Source organism: Flavobacterium sp. IMCC34852, from assembly GCF_030643905.1.
Taxonomy (GTDB): domain Bacteria; phylum Bacteroidota; class Bacteroidia; order Flavobacteriales; family Flavobacteriaceae; genus Flavobacterium; species Flavobacterium rivulicola.
The window spans coordinates 31800-48269 of sequence record NZ_CP121446.1 but is presented as its reverse complement, the minus strand read 5'-3'; the positions used below and the strand labels follow the sequence as shown (position 1 = coordinate 48269).

The following is a 16470-nucleotide window of genomic DNA, read 5'->3' as shown; positions in this document are numbered from 1 at the left end:
CTTTTTCATCCATACCACTACCTACCGGTTTTTTTGTAACTTACCACCAGTTAATTGTATTTAGATGAAAATCATCAATATAAATAGTCAATCTGCGCAGCCAAAATACAAACAAATAGTCTTGTCTGTAGAAATGGCTATAGCCGAAAAGCGATTGAAGCGCGATGAGAAATTACCTTCGGTGAACAAAGTGAGTTTGGAGTATTCTATTTCGCGTGACACGGTTTTATTGGCTTATGATGAACTCAAGAAACGAGGTATTATCTACTCGGTTTTGGGTAAAGGCTATTATGTGAAAAGTGTTGAATTTACTTTGGAACAGAGAATTTTTCTGCTGTTTGATGAGTTGAATGCTTTTAAAGAAGATTTGTATACGTCCTTTTTATATCATGTGAATAAGAACTTTCAGATTGATATTTTCTTTCATCATTTTAATTTGGAGATGTTTAAAAAGTTGGTCAATGAAAGCAAAGGCAATTATTCGAAATATATCATAATGCCTTCTAATTTGGAGATTCCGAGCGAAATTATTGCGACTTTGCCATTGAATGATACTTATGTTTTAGACCAAACCACTGAAGCGTTTAAAGAATATCCGGCAGTTTATCAAGATTTTGTGGCCGATATGTATGATGCTTTAATGGATGGTTTGGATAAGATTAAGAAATACCAAGACTTAATTTTAATTTTTCCCGGAGAGAAAGAACCGGTTGGAATGGTGACTGGTTTTCTGAAATTTTGTCGAGAAAATGATTGTCAACATTCTGTAATTTCTACTTTTGAGAAGGATGAGATTAAGAAAGGTAGTTTGTTTATTATTCCGAGTGACCGCCATTTGGTGAATGTGATCGAACAAGCCAAGTTTCAAAATTTAGTTTTGGGCATTGACTACGGGATCATATCCTACAATGATACTTCGCTGAAAAAAGTGGTGGAAAACGGCATTACGACCATTTCTACAGATTTTAATGAAATGGGTAAGATTTTGGCCGAGATGATTAATACTAATTTGAAGTTGCACGTAAAGAACAACTCCAAATTAATACTAAGAAATTCTATTTAATAAGATTATACGGTGGTGATTTTTTTTAAATCAACAATAGTTTGTGTTGGGTTTTCCGCTTTGAAAACAAAGTTTCCGGCAACTAAAACATCTGCTCCGGCTTGCACTAATTTTTTGGCATTTTTGTCGGTTACGCCGCCGTCAATCTCTATTATGGTTGAAGCGCCTTTACGAATGATTAATTCTTTTAACTTCTCAATTTTTGAGTAGGTATTTTCGATAAAAGATTGTCCGCCAAAGCCCGGATTTACACTCATTAAGCAAACCATGTCAATGTCTTTGATGATATCTTCCAAAAGTGCCACATTGGTATGCGGATTGAGAGCTACACCGGCTTTCATGCCTTCGGCTTTGATGGCTTGTAGCGTTCTGTGTAAATGAGAGCATGCTTCGTAGTGTACCGTTAAAATGTTGGCACCTAAACCGGCAAAAGTTTTGATGTATCTATCGGGATCAACAATCATTAAGTGTACGTCGATTGTTTTTTTAGCATGTTTTGAAATGGCTTCCAAAACCGGCATTCCGAAGGAAATGTTCGGAACAAAAACACCATCCATAATGTCGATGTGGAACCAATCGGCTTCACTGGCATTAATCATTTCGATATCGCGTTGTAGATTGGCAAAATCGGCTGCGAGCACTGATGGTGCAATAAGGGTATTCTTCATTGTAAAAGAGTTTGTGTTGTTGTTGCAAAGATAACAAAAGATTCTGTTTGAGCAGGGTTTGCGTGAAGGATTGGAGCAAGTACCTTGTACTGCGGAAAGCCTGACCTGAAAGGGCACGCCATAATTTATAAAAAAGTAAAACTCCGGTAATCAGCCGGAGTTTCAATCATCAATCAAAAAACGAACAGTTAATCAGACTGTTGTTATCGTAATTTAGGGTTTATCCTAAATATGTTTTTAAAATTTTACTTCTTGAAGTGTGTTTTAATCTACGGATGGCTTTTTCTTTAATTTGACGTACACGTTCACGAGTTAAATCGAAAGTTTCTCCAATTTCTTCTAAAGTCATTGGGTGTTGGTCACCTAAACCAAAGTACAAACGCACCACGTCTGCTTCTCTTGGGGTTAAGGTTTCTAAAGAACGTTCAATTTCGGTACGCAATGATTCGTGAATCAGTTCTCGGTCCGGATTTGGAGATTCACCTGAACGTAAAACGTCGTATAGGTTAGAATCTTCTCCTTCAACCAATGGTGCATCCATGGATAAGTGACGTCCTGAGTTTTTCATTGACTCTTTCACATCATTTACAGTCATATCCAATTCTTTGGCAATTTCCTCAGCTGAAGGTGCACGTTCGTTAGATTGCTCTAACAAGGCGTACATTTTGTTAATTTTATTGATGGAGCCAATTTTATTCAAAGGTAAACGAACGATACGAGATTGTTCAGCTAATGCTTGAAGTATAGATTGACGAATCCACCAAACGGCATAAGAAATGAATTTAAAACCACGAGTTTCATCAAAACGTTGAGCCGCTTTAATTAAACCTAAGTTTCCTTCGTTAATCAAATCGGGAAGTGTCAAACCTTGATTTTGGTACTGTTTTGCTACAGAAACTACGAAACGCAAATTGGCTTTGGTTAATTTTTCCAAGGCTCTTTGGTCTCCGGCTTTAATTTTCTGTGCTAATTCCACTTCTTCATCGGCAGTAATCAAATCTACTTTTCCGATTTCTTGTAAGTACTTGTCTAAGGAAGCAGTTTCACGATTGGTTACCTGCTTGGTGATTTTGAGTTGTCTCATTTATTTGATCTCCTTTGCTTTAAAGTGTTCGGGTAGTTGTACGTGTAAAAAAACAAAAAAGTTACAATTTTTTAATAATTAATTTAAAAACCCCAACTCTTTTACGAGTCGGGGTTTTTTATGAATTAATATAAAATCAGATTAACCTTTTGGAGCGTCTTTTTTATCTTCTCTCGGAGGACGGTTTTCATCTCTTGGAGGTCTTGGTAAAAGTGCTTTTTTCGACACTTTTTCTTTTCTGGTTTTAGGGTCAACACCTAAGTATTTTACCATAAACACATCGCCCATTTTTACAACATCGGCAACGTTTTCTGTTCTTTCCCAAGCCAATTCTGAAACGTGTAATAATACTTCATTGCCCGGAGCAGCGGTATATTCTACCACAGCACCAAAGTCAAGCATTTTAATAACTTTCACTTCATAGGATTCACCAACAGTTGGTTTGAAAATGATAGAATCAATTTTCGCCAATACCGCTGCAATTCCGTCCGGATCTGTTCCTAAAATTTCAACTACACCTTGTTCGTCAACTTCGTTAATCACGATAGTAGTTCCCGTAGCTTTTTGTAATTCTTGAATCACTTTTCCGCCAGGTCCGATTAAGGCACCAATGAAGTTACCAGGAATGGTTCTCATGATGATCTTCGGAGCGTGTTTCTTAACGTCAGCTCTTGGTGTAGCAATGGTTTCAGTCAATTTACCCAAAATGTGTAAACGTCCGTCACGTGCTTGTCCTAAGGCTTGTTCCATAATGTCATATCGTAATCCTTCGATTTTGATATCCATCTGACAAGCGGTAATTCCGTCTGCAGTTCCGGTCACTTTGAAGTCCATATCACCTAAGTGATCTTCATCGCCTAAGATATCAGACAATACGGCAAATTTCTCTCCGTCAGTAATCAATCCCATAGCAATTCCCGAAACCGGTTTTACCATTTGCACTCCGGCATCCATCAAAGCCATAGTACCGGCACACACAGTAGCCATTGAAGAAGAACCATTAGATTCTAAAACTTCAGATACAATACGGATGGTATAAGGACAATCAGCAGGAATCATATTTTTTAAAGCTCTTTGAGCTAAGTTTCCGTGACCTACTTCTCTACGTGAAGTTCCTCTTAAAGGTTTAGCTTCACCGGTTGAGAATGGTGGGAAATTGTAGTGTAAATAGAATTTTTCTTCCCCTTGTTCTGATGGAGAGTCAATTTGGTTAGCTTCTCTGGAAGTTCCCAAAGTCACCGTAGCCAAAGCTTGAGTTTCTCCACGGGTAAATAAAGAAGAACCGTGAACAGATGGCAAATAATCGATTTCACACCAGATAGGTCTGATTTCAGTCGTTTTTCTTCCGTCTAGACGAATTCCTTTTTCAAGGATTACGTTACGAACAGCTTCTTTGTTGGTTTTGTAGAAATACTTTCCAACCAAACCGGCTAAGTCTGCATTTTCAGCGTATTCTTCTTCCGTAAATAGGGCTTTACACTCTTCTTTTACGGCCGCGAATTTTTCGCCTCTTTCACTTTTGCCTGAAGCTTCTTGTGCAATCGCATAACATTTGTCATACGCCGCTGCTTTTACTTTTTTGTAAACTGCTTCATCTTCTACTTCTCCTTCGTAAGTACGGATTTCTTTTTTACCAAAAGCTTCCTGTAATCTTAACTGAGCGTGAATTTGAACTTTGATGGCTTCGTGAGCAAATTTGATAGCTTCAACCATTTCGGCTTCTGAAATCTCTTTCATTTCACCTTCTACCATCGCTACTGAATCCAAAGAAGCACCAATCATCATATCGATGTCTGATAATTCTAATTGAGCTCTGCTTGGATTGATTACAAATTTTCCGTCGATACGCGCTACACGCACTTCTGAAATTAAGTTGTAGAAAGGAATGTCTGATACTGCTAAAGCAGCTGAAGCCGCTAAACCAGCTAAAGCATCTGGCATCACGTTTTCGTCGTGTGACATTAACTGAATCATCACCTGAGTTTCAGCATGGTAATCATCTGGAAATAATGGACGTAAAACACGGTCCACCAAACGCATTGTCAATACTTCGCTGTCGCTTGGACGAGCTTCTCTTTTGAAAAAACCACCCGGAAATCTTCCTGCAGCGGCAAATTTTTCACGGTAATCTACCGTTAAAGGTAAAAAGTCTACACCAGGGTTTGATGTTCTTGCTGATACAGCTGTGGCTAAAAGCATACAGTCGCCTAATCTAACAACAACAGCACCATCTGCTTGCTTGGCTAATTTACCGGTTTCGATTGTGATGGTTCTTCCATCCCCTAAATCGATTGTTTCTTGGGTTACTTTTGGAATCATAAAAATTAATTCGTTTAAACAATTAGGTTAGTTGTGTTGTAGTTGTTGTAGTAGTTGTTTGTAACCCAATGAAAAACCGAAACTTTTCTTTTATTTATAAAACAAAAAGAGGCGCGCAAGCACCTCTTTAGATATGTATTATTTTCTAATACCTAATTCTTTGATAATCTCACGATATCTGTTGATATCTTTTTTCTTTAAATAGTCAAGAAGACTTCTTCTTTTACCTACTAAAAGTACTAATGAACGCTCCGTGTTGTAATCGTGACGATTTTTTTTCAAGTGCTCAGTTAAGTGAGATATTCTAAATGTGAACAAAGCGATTTGCCCTTCAGCAGAACCGGTGTTTTCAGCTTTTCCCCCGTGTTTAGCGAAGATTTCAGCTTTTGTTTCTTTACTTAAATACATTCCAATATTTATTTAAATGATTATTATGTATGAATTAAGACTTTCTCAATTCGTGTGCAAAGGTAATTTTATTTTTTGATTAGGCAAATAAAAAACTTGCAAAGCCTTAAAAAAGTTTAGCAACTTGCTCATTCACAAACTCTAAAAATCTTTCATCTGCCTCAGTAAAAGGGTCAATCACATGACTGTCGATGTCTATTTGACCAATATTTACACCATCTACAAAAAGTGGCACTACAATTTCTGATTTTACTGTAAAGCTACAGGCAATATAATTGTCTTGAGCCGAAACATCGGGAACGACAAAGTTAGCATTGGATTCAGCTACTTGTCCGCAAATGCCTTTTCCAAACGGAATTACGGTATGGTCAGTTTCGGCACCCACATAAGGTCCGAGATGTAAGGTTCTGTTGTCCTGATTGGCAAAATAAAAACCAACCCAATTGTAGTAGTCAACATTATCGGATAAAAATTGGCAAAGGTTTTTGAGTTTTACATCTCTTTCAACATGCTCTTCAGAAAGGATGCTAATTACTTGTGGTTTTAAGTTTTCGAAATTCATTTTCAATTTTTATGCAAAAGTAACGACTGCACTTTTTTTATTTTATATAAATTTGTTAAAAATTTTATTTTGAAGAATCTGCTTCTGCAATACAAACCTTTTTTGCTTTTTCTGGGGAAATTCTTGCTGACATATATAGTGCTGACGTTGGTTTATCAGTCGTATTTGAATCGGTTTGAGGTTGAAAAAAATGAAGTCGATTCGTTTTCACAATTGGTGGCCAATCAAACCCAATCGGTTTTGACTTTATTTGATGCCAAAGCCCATATCGAAGCGCATCCGACAGAACCCAGCATAAAAATCTTTTACAAAGACCAATACATTTCCCGAATCATAGAAGGTTGCAATGCCTTGAGTGTGATTATTTTGTTTGTTTCATTCATCGTTGCTTTTACCGGGAAATTCAAACAAACACTCATTTTTATTCTTTTGGGAAGTGTTCTAATTCACTTTTTAAATATCGCCAGAATTGCTTTGCTTTGTATAGCATTATACAGCTTCCCGGAATACGAGCACATGCTTCACGGCGTTGTTTTTCCCTTAGTCATTTACGGAATTGTGTTTTTGCTTTGGGTTATTTGGGTCAATAAATTTTCATTACATGCTACAACTACTGCTAAAAAATAAAGCGAAAGTGTTTTGGTCTTTGTTTCTGATCGGATTGTTAATCTGTATCAGACTTTTTGAAGACAATTTGTTCTATGACCCGTTTTTGGCCTATTTCAAAAGCGAATATGCCCATGCTAAGTTGCCTCAGTTCAATGTTTTTAAACTGTTTTTTAGTTTAGGCATTCGATTTTACCTCAATTCGGTGATTTCTTTGTTTTTGTTGTATGTGATTTTTAAAGATACCAAAATCGTCAAGTTTTCTATGTTGTTGTATATGATTTTGGGGTCAATATTGATGATTAGCTTCATTTTTGTACTGACATTTTTTGGCGAAGAAAATAAAATGACGCTCTTCTACCTCAGAAGATTTTTAATCCAGCCGATTTTTATAATGCTTTTTATACCTGCTTTTTATTACCAAAAACAAGTCAAAAAGTAAGCGATTTTTCGTAACTTTACGATTATTCTGCTAACAAGATTGATCATGAAAATTGTAAAGCATTCGGGAAGTATAGTCGATTTTAATCGCGAAAAACTTAAGAGTTCCTTGCTCAAATCGGGTGCCGATAAAAAAGTGGTGGAAGAGGTTTTGCAAATCATAGAAAAACAAATCTACGAGGGGATTTCTACCAAAAAAATCTACAAGTTGGCGTTCAACTTGCTCAAAAAATCATCCCATTCTCACGCGGCGCGATACAATCTGAGAACTGCTATTCAATTGCTTGGACCGGCCGGTTTTTTCTTCGAAAAATTCATTGCCCGACTGTTTATTTCAGAAGGTTATTTGGCCCAAACCAACCTTTTTTTATCCGGTAAATGTGTTGGTCACGAGATTGATGTTGCCATCATGAAAAACAATTATGTTGAGATGGTAGAGTGTAAGTTTCATGCCAAAAGCGAAACCAATTCTGATGTCAAAGTACCCATGTATATTTTGTCAAGATATAATGATTTAAAAGATAGAAACCATTTAATTTTTACAGAAAAGGATAAAATATCGGGCTGTTGGATAGTCACCAATAATCGCTTCACCGCCGATGCCATGGCATTTGCCCATTGCTCGGGATTGCAATTGCTGAGTTGGGATTATCCCGAAAAAGTCAGTTTGCGAAAAAGAATAGACGAAGGCCAATTGTATCCCATTACGTGTTTGACCACTTTAACATTGGCAGAAAAAGACAAATTGTTGGTTCAGGATATTATTTTGGCCCAAGAAATCATCAACAATATGGAAGTGCTTGAACAAATTGGCTTAAGTCCGATAAGGGTGAAAAACGTAATCAAAGAAGCTTCCGAACTCTGTAAATACATTTAAAATGAAAATAAAATTCCTAGGCGGTGCAGGAACTGTGACAGGTTCCAAAACTTTAATCGAAAGCAACGGCATACAAATCCTTATTGATTGCGGCCAGTTTCAAGGCATCAAAACCTTACGCGAGCTCAATTGGGAGCCGTTACCTATTTTACCCAATACCATCGATTTTGTGCTGCTCACGCACGGTCATTTAGACCATTGCGGTTGGTTGCCAAGATTGGTCAATCAAGGGTTTGAGGGTAAAATTTATTGTACGAGTCCAACCAAAGACATCACCAAATTAATTCTGTTGGACAGCGCTAAGATACAGGAAGAAGAAGCGGAGAAAGCCAACAAAGAACATTTTTCCAAACACGAAAAAGCCCAACCGCTTTACGATTTGGCCCAAACCGAAAAAGTATTTCCGCTATTCAGAGTCGTAAAACCCAATGAAGAAGTAAAACTCGATGCTGAAATCACGGCCAAGTTCAGCAATGCCGGACATATCATAGGTGCATGTTCTATCGAATTGCAATTGGAAAATAAAACGTTAGTATTCTCGGGAGATATCGGTCAGGATGATGATGTATTGATGTATGCGCCGGTAAAACCAAAACGAGCCGATTATGTGTTTTTGGAAAGTACTTACGGCAATCGCATTCATCCCGCAGAAGATGTTAAGCTGTTATTGGAAACCTACATTAATAATACCTTTCAAAACAACGGAACGGTGATTATTCCGAGTTTTGCGGTGGAACGCGCGCAGACCTTGATGTTTTTGCTTTGGCAATTAAAAATGGAAGAACGAATACCTGATATTCCTTATGTGATTGATACGCCTATGGGCATTAGTGTGTTGGATGTGTTTATGAATAATCGCAATTGGCACAAATTATCCGAACAGGAATGTATCGACATGTGTAAAATGTTTACCATGAATACCGATTATCAGGAAACAATAGCCACTATTTTTGATAAACAACCTAAAGTAGTGATTGCCGCAAGCGGCATGATTACCGGTGGAAGAGTGTTGAGTTATTTGGAACGTTACGTCGGTTTGCCCGAAACCACCTTAATCATTGTAGGCTACCAAGCCGAAGGAACTCGTGGAAGAAAACTATTGGAAGGTGCAACCGAAGTTAAAATCTATGGTAAATACTATCCGGTTTTGGCCAAGATTCTAGAAATCGAAGGTTTATCGGCACATGCCGACCAAAATGATTTACTCAATTGGCTTTCGGACTTAGAAGATAAACCAAAAAAAGTGTTTTTAGTCCATGGCGAAAACGAACCGGCAGACGAATTGCGCATCAAGATTCACGAAAAATACGGAGTGGAATGCTCAGTTCCGATGATGGGACAAGAGTTTGAGTTGTAAGTTTTAAGACCATTTTAAGTTTTTGAAAGCTGAATATTGTTAACTTTGCGCCATGAACTTCAAAAAGCACATTAGTATTTTAATCGCTATGCTGATATTGGTTTCCAATTCGGGCTTGGCGTTTAGTGTGCATTATTGTGAGGGTAAAATTGCTTCTATCTCTTCTGTTTTTTCGGAAGAAGAAGTTTGTGAAATGCCTGTGGTCATTGAGAAGACTTGCTGTGCCAAACCCGAAAAAACTCATAAAGATTGTTGTTCCGACAAGAAAGTTGATTTAAAAAGCAAAACCGAGAAAATCATCATCAAAACGATTTCACTCGACTTTGAACCGGCTTTTTTCTCCGAGTATAAAAATCACATTTTTGCGGTAACTGATACTCCGAAATATGTGGATGATAAAGTGGCTTTCTATTGCGACTCCAATGCGCCGCCGCTTTATAAACTCTATTGCCAATACACTTTTTACGCCTGATTTAATCTTAATTCTGTTTAGATTCTCATTGTTTGCGCTGGGAATCATTTGAAATCGAATTAATTTTAAATCAATAAAAATGAAAAAAACACTGTTGTTCCTAACGTTGTTGTTTTCTATTCTCGGATTTTCACAAGAGACTTTGAAACAAGATACCTTGAAAACCGTAACGGTAGAAGGCAATCAAAAAGGAATAAAAAAATCAATAAAAGGCACCGCCAATACCACTTTAGTTACCAGCAAAGAATTGCTCAAAGCTGCTTGTTGTAACTTGGCCGAAAGCTTCGAAACGAATCCGTCTATCGATGTGAATTTTTCGGATGCTTTGACGGGAACCAAACAAATTAAAATGCTTGGACTCACCAGTCCCTATATACTTATAGCGGAGGAAAATATTCCTTCAGTACGAGGTGCTTCGCAAGCTTATGGCTTGTCTTTTACACCCGGAACTTGGGTAGAAAGCATTCAAATTACCAAAGGTGCCGGAAGTGTCGTTAATGGTTATGAAAGTATTTCAGGCCAAATTAACGCCGAATTAATCAAACCCATAGGTGATATTCCGTTCTTTTTGAACGCTTACGGCGATACCGGAAGTCGTTTCGAATTGAATACGCATTTCAATAAAAAAGTGTCTGATAAATGGTCGACCAGTTTGTTTGTTCACGGCAATGCGCGTGTTTCTAAAAACGACATGAATGACGACGGTTTTATGGATAATCCTTTGGGCAAACAATTAAATATAGCCAACCGTTGGCAATATGCTAATCCGGAATCGGGTTGGGTTTCGTTTTTAAATCTTCGCTATATGAATGACGAAAAACAAACCGGTCAATTGGATTTTAATCCTGATAGAGATAGATTGACGACGAATTATTGGGGCTCGGAAATCAATACGGAACGATTGGATTTTAGTTCTAAGGTAGGCTATGTTTTCAAAGACATGCCTTACCAAAGTATCGGTTTCCAAAATGCATTCAGCAACCATAACCAACAATCTTATTTTGGTTTAAACCAATACGACATCAAGCAGCAAAGTTATTATTCGAACTTAATTTTCAACTCCATTATCAGCAACACCATGAACAAGTTTGCGGCCGGATTGAATTTTACTTATGACAAATATTCAGAGTTTGTGAATTTGGCTGATGTAAGTCGAATTGATAATTCAGTGGGTGCTTTTTTCGAGTACACTTATGACGACAACGATAAGTTCAGTTATATTTTGGGTGGGCGACTAGATTACCACAATAGGTTAGGAGCATTTTTTACACCGAGATTGCACGTTAAATACAATCCTTGGGAAAAGTCAGTGTTTCGTTTTTCTGCCGGAAGAGGCAAGCGTGCGGCGAATATTTTTGCTGAAAATCAAAACCTTATGGCCAGTTCCAGAGTCTTTTCTGTTTTGGATACTAATGGAAAAATATATGGTTTAGACGCCGAAATTGCTTGGAACTACGGACTGAGTTTTACCCAAAATTTTATGCTTTTCGGAATGAAAGCCGATACCACTGTCGACTTCTACAGAACCGATTTTCAAAACCAAGCTGTAGTTGATGTGATGAATTCTCCGCAGCAAGTATTGTTTTACAATTTAGACGGAAAATCATACGCCAACAGTTTGCAGTTGGACTTCAATTTGGAAATCATCAAGCATTTGAATTTGAGAACGGCTTATAAATATTATGACATTTCCACCGATTATATTTCGGGCAGTTACCAAAGACCGCTTCAAGCCAAGCATCGTTTTTTTGGAAATGTAGAATATGCCACGCACATAGTGGACAAAGGCAAGCAATGGAAATTTGACTATACTTGGAATTGGTTAGGTCAACAACAATTGCCCAATACCTCCACCAATCCGCACCACGACCGATTGCCGGAGTTTTCACCCTCTTTTTCTACGATGAATGCGCAAATTACCAGAACATTTTCGAGTACTTTTGAAGTATATGTTGGTGGAGAAAACATTGGGAATTATACACAACACAAAGCGGTTTTAGGTGCAGATAATCCTTTCGGTCCTAATTTTGATACGTCAATTGTCTATGCGCCGGTATTTGGAGCGATGTATTATGCGGGTCTGCGATTTAAAATAAAATAGAGTATTCAATATTAATGTCTATGGCAATATCAATGTCAAAAAACAATTTTAAAAGCAATTTTAAAAACAATTTAAAAATAGAAATAATGAAAAATATAGTAATCGGATTGCTTGTAATGTTGGTTTCATTTACCACACAAGCACAAGAAAAGAAAAATAAGAATGCTAAGTATACTATTGAAGTCAACGGCAATTGTGAAATGTGTAAAAAGCGAATTGAAAAAGCCGCTTATGCAGTAACCGGAGTCAAAAGTGCCGATTGGCATATCGATGACCACGTTTTACATTTGATCATCAATGAAGAAAAGTGTACCATAACCGATGTTAAAAAAGCAATTGCAAAAGTTGGTCACGATACAGATGATATTAAAGCGACTAAAGAAGACTACGAAAAACTTCATGGTTGTTGTATGTACGAAAGAAAATAATTTTTTGAAACTCCTTAATTTTTTAAGGAGTTTTTTATTCCTATTTTTACCAAAAACTACTGCTTTGAAAATAATATTTGCGTTTATCAGTCTTACTTTTTTTTCTATAGGATTTGCACAAAAAACCAATCAAGACCAAAGGGTTTGGATGGCTTATGTTGGTCAGTACAAAGCTTCTCCTAATTGGGGTTATCACATGGAAGCCCAGTTTAGAATGGACAATCAATTGGAACAAAATCTTCAAAACTTGTTTCGTGTTGGGGTTGTTTATCATCTGTCTGAATCTAAAAATATCACCGCCGGTTATGCTTTGGTAAATACTTACAGTGCTTCGGTTGATGATTATTTTAAAGAGAATAGGCTTTGGGAACAATACCAAGTCACTACCAAATGGTCAAAAGATGTTTTGATTAACCGATTTCGTTTGGAGCAACGTTGGGTAGAACAGTTTGCTCTTTCAGAATCTAACCAATTTACATCGGCCACGGAGTATCAGAATCGATTTCGGGTTTTGAATAGGTTTTTGTGGCATTTGGCGCAGTTAAAGTCAGAGAAAGAATCGATTTATCTGGTTGTTCAAAATGAACTTTTTGCAACTATGGGTCAAAATCCGGTGAACTCAAAACTCATTGACCAAAATCGATTTTTAGTTGGATTCGGACTCAATTACAGCAATACGATTCGGTTAGAGTTGGGCTACTTAAATCATTACATTACGTCTTCAACCGGTTCAGATTTAATGAATCACACCGTTTCGATTTCTCTGTTTCACAATATCGTGTTATAAAAAGTATAAAGTGACCGCTATCCCAAAAAATATCCTTAATTTCACGCTCGAATTTTTGACCCTTAATTTTTTAATCCATGAGTGATTTTGATTGGATGCAGTTGCTAAATCCGGAGTTTTACATAACCATGACACTTGGTGGTGTAAAAGTTGGACTTTGGATTGTATTGTTTATTGTATTTGCCGAAACCGGTTTATTTGCAGGTTTCTTTTTGCCTGGTGACAGTTTGTTATTTTTGGCCGGAATTTACAGCCGTGATTTAGTAGAGAATTTTACTTTTATAGAAAGCGATTTAGTTAATGTAACTTTATTAGCGGTTTTGGTAGCGGTAGCCGGAATAATAGGAAATATGGTTGGCTATTGGTTTGGTTCTAAAAGCGGCTATTATTTATACAAAAAAGAAGATAGTTTTTGGTGGAAGAAAAAGTACTTAATTCAATCCAAAGATTTTTTTGAACGATATGGCGGAAAGGCCATCATTTTTGCCCGTTTTTTACCTATTGTAAGAACCTTTGCGCCCATCGTGGCCGGCATTGTAACCATGGACAAAAAGAAATTTATGTTCTACAATGTGGTTAGTTCTTTCCTTTGGTCATTTATCTTAATTTTTTCGGGGCATTATTTATATGGATTTTTCCTCAAGGGTGGTTTCTTTGGGGAGAAAATAGACCTAAAAGAACATATCGAGAAGATTGTAATTGCCATCATTCTGATTTCAACTTTTCCGGTCTTTCTTAAAATGATTAAGAAGCATCCTAAAGAAGAAACCCAAGAATAAAAAAAGCCTCGAGAAATTGAGGCTTTTTTGTTATTTCATTTCTAAAGTTATTTCGTCATGAATCAATTTTCCTTCCGGAGTCATGCCTTCAATGATGGCTTTGACCAAAGGTTTGTTGTAGTCGGTTATATTAAAAAGAAATTGGCCTTCTTCTTCATTGTTCAATAGGGATGACCACTCTATTAAACCATAGTGCTCAAAACCTACATTATTGGTGCTTTTATAGTCAGCATTTTTGAATCTCGGATACAAAGAAAAGGCTTCTTTAATCAATATATTATTAGGGTCTGATTTGACGTAATTTGATTTGAAAGTCTTTTTAGTGTAAGCTTTGATAATTCCTGAACGGTTCAACATTCCGGGAACCATGGCATTGGAACTAATATAAATTTCGTCAAAATCCGACATTCGCATAGTAGTAAATTCAAATTGATTCATGAGTACTCTTCCGTCTATGATAATTTGCGGCGTTGGTCTTTCGGCGTTTAGGGTGTTTATGACGCGACTGTAAATCGTTGCTTCGCCAAATCTTCTGATGACCGTAAAACCATTGCGTTCAATAAAACTGAGCAAGTCGATGTTTTCCATCATTTCATCCACTTTATAACCTCTCAAAAATCCGTTTCCAATAGATCTTTGGTAAGTCAACTTTTTTTCAACTTTAATTTCTTCCAACTGAATAACATCAGAAGTAAATTTGGGAAGGTCATAATCGGCCAAACTCTGTTCAGCATAGATTTCCGAATTTATTTCCGGACAAACCTTTGTTAAATCTGGTTTAAACGGATGATAAAATGGTTTTTTTCGGTTCAGAAGTTGGTGACTGATTTTAGTCTCAATGACTTCAAAACTAGGTAGTTTAAGCAGCGAAAGCGATAATTGTGTAGAATCAGTTAGTATCAAATTCTCAAAAACATAGTCGCCTTTTTCATTAATTTCAGTCGATTTTATGATTTGATCTTTAAAGGAAGTTATTTTGACTTTGTAATCGGTTTTGTCTTTGACGGTCTTGTTGATGTTTCCTTTTAAAGTAAGCCCAATATCAAAGCTGAAATTAGTCGAAGGTTTTGACGCCTTTATGTTTTCCCAATCGTATTTGGGAACGGATTGGTTCAATAGGAACAAATCGAGTTCATAATTTTTAATTCTTTTAGGTTCCAAAAGATAATAATTGGCATTTGACAGCGGTTCTGTGAGGTAAGGGTTTATTCCAAGTCCGGCCAAAATATTATAGTTGTCAGATAATGTTTTGGTACCCGTTGGAACAACCGCTATACTGAGGTTGGTATTTGGAGTGTTACTGTAGCCTACAAAGCCAATTTTGTCCTCTTTGCGAAAGTTTTTTGTAATGCTGATAGTGTTTTCTTTTTTAGGCATATTGTATACCACGCGATTCGCCCATTCTTTTAAATCACTGTCTATAATTCGAATGGTATTAATGCCTGAAAATAAATCGGTATTTTGGAGAGAGATGCTTTGCTCCAAATTATTTTTATCCAAAACGATGTCGTAAATAAAATGCTTGCTGTCTTGGTGTATGATTAAGTAGGCTTTTTTCGCTTTAAAAGAATCTAGAGTGGCTTTATTGGTTTTGATTTTAATAATTGTTTTAGCTTCAAATGAAAAATTATTGACCTCTAAACCAAACCCAATTCCCTGTTTGTTAGGAATCGATTTGGTCAAGACTTTCTCCTTGTAAGTCACGGTTACGTTTTCAAAATCATCTTCGGCATTGACTTCAAATTTTCCAAAACCTGAGGCATTCAGCGTAATGCTTTTGAGGGTTTCTCCTCTTGAGTTTTGTATCGTTGCGACAAGATTTTCGGGAGTATTGCCACGGCAATCTTTTACCCTAATGCCGATGGTATTATTGATGCCGTTTACAAAATTTTTTCCTTCCGGAGTAAGCGTTAATTCCAGGGAAGTATCGTCTGCTTTTTTGTAATTTTTTATTCCTTCGACTGGATTTATAATGTTGATTTTAAAAATAGCCGATTCATTTTCGCTAAAATTATTCATCCAATTGGTGTAAACCTGTATGTAGTAATTGCCCGAAGTCATTTTGGCATCCAAATCGATAACTCCTGAGAAAATACCGTTATAAGCATAAATTAATTTTTCCGAAACCTGTTTTCCTTTTTCGTCATAAAGTACCACAAAGACATTAGTGGTAAAAAAGGGTTTCTTGGTTTTTCGATTGATTATATAGCCTTGATACCAAACTTTTTCATTGGTCAGAAAGGTTGTCTTGTCTAAGTGAAGATGAATGGCTTCTCTCTCTAAGTAAAAATAATTTTCAAGAGAAGAAGTTATTTTTAAACTATTCTCATCTGCGGCATCTTGACTCATAACAATATTGTGAATCAGTAAGATAAAAAGAAGGAAAGTGTTTTTTGACATGGTAAGACTAAGCTGTTTTGTTTTTCAAAAATATAGAATTTTATTTACAAAATAAACAAAAAAAACGCCCCGATTTTTCGAGACGTTTTGGTGTTTGTATTGTAAATAATGGAATTTA

16 protein-coding genes are annotated in these 16470 nt (G+C 36.7%); 10 read left to right on the top strand and 6 right to left on the bottom strand.

The window, feature by feature from the left end:
- Nucleotides 1–64 precede the first annotated feature (64 nt).
- Nucleotides 65–1063, top strand: a complete 999-nt coding sequence (locus tag P7V56_RS00230) for a GntR family transcriptional regulator (RefSeq protein WP_171222119.1) — start codon at nt 65–67, stop codon at nt 1061–1063.
- A gap of 5 nt (nt 1064–1068) precedes the next feature.
- Here the strand turns inward: P7V56_RS00230 and rpe are convergent, their stop codons facing one another.
- The 5 genes from rpe to P7V56_RS00205 form a co-directional block, all read right to left on the bottom strand.
- Complete coding sequence (gene rpe, locus P7V56_RS00225; RefSeq protein ID WP_171222120.1) at nt 1069–1731, bottom strand: ribulose-phosphate 3-epimerase; 663 nt, start codon at nt 1729–1731, stop codon at nt 1069–1071.
- A gap of 220 nt (nt 1732–1951) precedes the next feature.
- Complete coding sequence (locus tag P7V56_RS00220) at nt 1952–2815, bottom strand: sigma-70 family RNA polymerase sigma factor (protein ID WP_121311792.1); 864 nt, start codon at nt 2813–2815, stop codon at nt 1952–1954.
- 141 nt (nt 2816–2956) lie between these two features.
- On the bottom strand, nt 2957–5134 hold the full coding sequence (locus tag P7V56_RS00215; protein ID WP_171222121.1) for a polyribonucleotide nucleotidyltransferase: 2178 nt from the start codon (nt 5132–5134) through the stop codon (nt 2957–2959).
- 138 nt (nt 5135–5272) lie between these two features.
- The gene (gene rpsO / locus P7V56_RS00210; protein ID WP_133533524.1) at nt 5273–5542 is read right to left on the bottom strand and encodes a 30S ribosomal protein S15; all 270 of its coding nucleotides are present in this window, start codon (nt 5540–5542) and stop codon (nt 5273–5275) included.
- Between the two features lie 106 nt (nt 5543–5648).
- On the bottom strand, nt 5649–6104 hold the full coding sequence (locus tag P7V56_RS00205) for an XrtF-associated fRMsr-like GAF protein (protein ID WP_171222122.1): 456 nt from the start codon (nt 6102–6104) through the stop codon (nt 5649–5651).
- 69 nt (nt 6105–6173) lie between these two features.
- Here P7V56_RS00205 and xrtF point away from each other — a divergent pair, with 69 nt between their 5' ends.
- The 9 genes from xrtF to P7V56_RS00160 all read left to right on the top strand — a co-directional run bounded on the left by xrtF (nt 6174) and on the right by P7V56_RS00160 (nt 13952).
- Nucleotides 6174–6731, top strand: a complete 558-nt coding sequence (xrtF, locus tag P7V56_RS00200) for an exosortase family protein XrtF (protein ID WP_171222123.1) — start codon at nt 6174–6176, stop codon at nt 6729–6731.
- Entirely contained in the window at nt 6706–7152 is a 447-nt protein-coding gene (locus P7V56_RS00195; RefSeq protein WP_171222124.1) for an exosortase F system-associated membrane protein, read from the top strand. Before xrtF ends, P7V56_RS00195 begins: the two co-directional genes overlap by 26 nt.
- 45 nt (nt 7153–7197) lie before the next feature.
- A complete protein-coding gene (locus tag P7V56_RS00190) occupies nt 7198–8028 on the top strand; it encodes an ATP cone domain-containing protein (protein ID WP_171222125.1) in 831 nt (276 codons plus the stop codon).
- Between the two features lies 1 nt (nt 8029).
- Complete coding sequence (locus tag P7V56_RS00185) at nt 8030–9385, top strand: MBL fold metallo-hydrolase RNA specificity domain-containing protein (protein ID WP_171222126.1); 1356 nt, start codon at nt 8030–8032, stop codon at nt 9383–9385.
- A 52-nt stretch (nt 9386–9437) separates the two neighbouring features.
- On the top strand, nt 9438–9857 hold the full coding sequence (locus P7V56_RS00180) for an HYC_CC_PP family protein (protein ID WP_171222127.1): 420 nt from the start codon (nt 9438–9440) through the stop codon (nt 9855–9857).
- 79 nt (nt 9858–9936) lie between these two features.
- Complete coding sequence (locus P7V56_RS00175; RefSeq protein ID WP_171222128.1) at nt 9937–11958, top strand: TonB-dependent receptor plug domain-containing protein; 2022 nt, start codon at nt 9937–9939, stop codon at nt 11956–11958.
- Between the two features lie 86 nt (nt 11959–12044).
- The gene (locus P7V56_RS00170) at nt 12045–12386 is read left to right on the top strand and encodes a heavy-metal-associated domain-containing protein (RefSeq protein WP_171222129.1); all 342 of its coding nucleotides are present in this window, start codon (nt 12045–12047) and stop codon (nt 12384–12386) included.
- A 64-nt stretch (nt 12387–12450) separates the two neighbouring features.
- Nucleotides 12451–13173 (top strand): DUF2490 domain-containing protein, encoded by a 723-nt coding sequence (locus P7V56_RS00165; protein WP_171222130.1) that lies wholly within the window; start codon nt 12451–12453, stop codon nt 13171–13173.
- Between the two features lie 77 nt (nt 13174–13250).
- Entirely contained in the window at nt 13251–13952 is a 702-nt protein-coding gene (locus P7V56_RS00160; protein WP_171222131.1) for a DedA family protein, read from the top strand.
- A 30-nt stretch (nt 13953–13982) separates the two neighbouring features.
- Here P7V56_RS00160 and P7V56_RS00155 read toward each other — a convergent pair whose 3' ends face one another.
- Nucleotides 13983–16352 (bottom strand): hypothetical protein, encoded by a 2370-nt coding sequence (locus P7V56_RS00155; RefSeq protein ID WP_171222132.1) that lies wholly within the window; start codon nt 16350–16352, stop codon nt 13983–13985.
- Nucleotides 16353–16470 lie beyond the last annotated feature (118 nt).

Excerpts from the sequence above, each read along its gene's own strand:
- P7V56_RS00230 (WP_171222119.1), top strand. The coding sequence starts at position 65 with ATGAAAATCATCAATATAAATAGTCAATCTGCGCAGCCAAAATACAAA.
- rpe (WP_171222120.1), bottom strand. The coding sequence starts at position 1,731 with ATGAAGAATACCCTTATTGCACCATCAGTGCTCGCAGCCGATTTTGCC.
- P7V56_RS00220 (WP_121311792.1), bottom strand. The coding sequence starts at position 2,815 with ATGAGACAACTCAAAATCACCAAGCAGGTAACCAATCGTGAAACTGCT.
- P7V56_RS00215 (WP_171222121.1), bottom strand. The coding sequence starts at position 5,134 with ATGATTCCAAAAGTAACCCAAGAAACAATCGATTTAGGGGATGGAAGA.
- rpsO (WP_133533524.1), bottom strand. The coding sequence starts at position 5,542 with ATGTATTTAAGTAAAGAAACAAAAGCTGAAATCTTCGCTAAACACGGG.
- P7V56_RS00205 (WP_171222122.1), bottom strand. The coding sequence starts at position 6,104 with ATGAATTTCGAAAACTTAAAACCACAAGTAATTAGCATCCTTTCTGAA.
- P7V56_RS00195 (WP_171222124.1), top strand. The coding sequence starts at position 6,706 with ATGCTACAACTACTGCTAAAAAATAAAGCGAAAGTGTTTTGGTCTTTG.
- P7V56_RS00190 (WP_171222125.1), top strand. The coding sequence starts at position 7,198 with ATGAAAATTGTAAAGCATTCGGGAAGTATAGTCGATTTTAATCGCGAA.
- P7V56_RS00185 (WP_171222126.1), top strand. The coding sequence starts at position 8,030 with ATGAAAATAAAATTCCTAGGCGGTGCAGGAACTGTGACAGGTTCCAAA.
- P7V56_RS00180 (WP_171222127.1), top strand. The coding sequence starts at position 9,438 with ATGAACTTCAAAAAGCACATTAGTATTTTAATCGCTATGCTGATATTG.
- P7V56_RS00175 (WP_171222128.1), top strand. The coding sequence starts at position 9,937 with ATGAAAAAAACACTGTTGTTCCTAACGTTGTTGTTTTCTATTCTCGGA.
- P7V56_RS00170 (WP_171222129.1), top strand. The coding sequence starts at position 12,045 with ATGAAAAATATAGTAATCGGATTGCTTGTAATGTTGGTTTCATTTACC.
- P7V56_RS00160 (WP_171222131.1), top strand. The coding sequence starts at position 13,251 with ATGAGTGATTTTGATTGGATGCAGTTGCTAAATCCGGAGTTTTACATA.
- P7V56_RS00155 (WP_171222132.1), bottom strand. The coding sequence starts at position 16,352 with ATGTCAAAAAACACTTTCCTTCTTTTTATCTTACTGATTCACAATATT.